General features: G+C 69.6%; 1 protein-coding gene. It reads right to left on the bottom strand.

Translation table 11 applies throughout. The features are described from left to right. A partial coding sequence (locus MOX02_RS30735) for a saccharopine dehydrogenase C-terminal domain-containing protein (RefSeq protein ID WP_147029532.1) occupies positions 1-992 on the bottom strand: 992 nt, incomplete at both ends.

Here is a 992-nt window from a genome sequence, read left to right as displayed (position 1 = left end):
ACCAGCACGTTGCGGAACTGCCAGGGGTCGCTCGCGTCGATATCCTCGGGGAAGAGGCCCGGCCGGTCGGTGAGCGGCGTCCAGTCCGTGTAGACGCCGACCACGGGGCCGAGGTACGGGGTCTGCACCTCGAGGCAGCGGCGGAAGTCGATCTCGTCGGCCTCGACGATGCCCGCCTCCGGGTTCTCCAGGGCCCAGACCATGCCGGCGAGCACGGCGCTCGTGACCTGCAGGCCCGTGGCGTTCTGGTAGGGGGCGACCCGGCGGGTCTCCTCGATCGAGAGCTGCGAACCGTACCAGTAGGCGTTCCTGGCGTGGCCGTAGACGAGGACGCCGAGCTCGTCGATGCCGTCGACGATCTCGTTCTCGTCGAGGATGTGGTGCTCCGGCTGCACCTTGGCGGCGTTGCCGAACATCTCGTGGAGCGAGAGCACCGCCTCGTTGCAGGGATGGTAGGCGTAGTGGCAGGTCGGCCGGTAGACGACGGTGCCGCCCTCCTTCACCGAGTAGTAGTCGGCGATCGAGATCGCCTCGTTGTGGGTGACGAGGAAGCCGAACTGCGACTGCGCAGTCGGCGTCCAGGACCGCACGCGGGTGTCGGCGCCGGGCTGGAGCAGGTAGATGGCGCAGCGCGAGCCCGTCTCCTGCTCGCGGGCGTTGTCCGGCTTCCAGGTCTCGTGCGTGCCCCAGCCGAGCTCGGCCGGCTGGTTGCCCTCGGAGACGAAGCCTTCCACCGACCACGTGTTCACGAACACGCCCATCGGCTTCTCGGACTTGGCGCGCTGGGTGTCGCGCTCGGCGATGTGGATGCCCTTGACGCCGAGGTCCTTCATCAGCGCCGCCCACTCCTCGCGGCTCTTCGGCTCGGGACGCGACAGGCCCGTGTCGGCGGCGATGTTGAGGAGCGCCTGCTTGACGAACCACGAGACCATGCCCGGGTTGGCGCCGCAGCAGGAAACCGCGGTCGGGCCGCCGGGGCTCGCCTCGCGGGC

This window comes from Methylobacterium oxalidis, assembly GCF_007992195.1.
GTDB classification, from domain to species: Bacteria; Pseudomonadota; Alphaproteobacteria; order Rhizobiales; family Beijerinckiaceae; genus Methylobacterium; species Methylobacterium oxalidis.
Note: the sequence above shows the minus strand (reverse complement) of the source record. Positions and strands in the feature narration are given on the sequence as shown.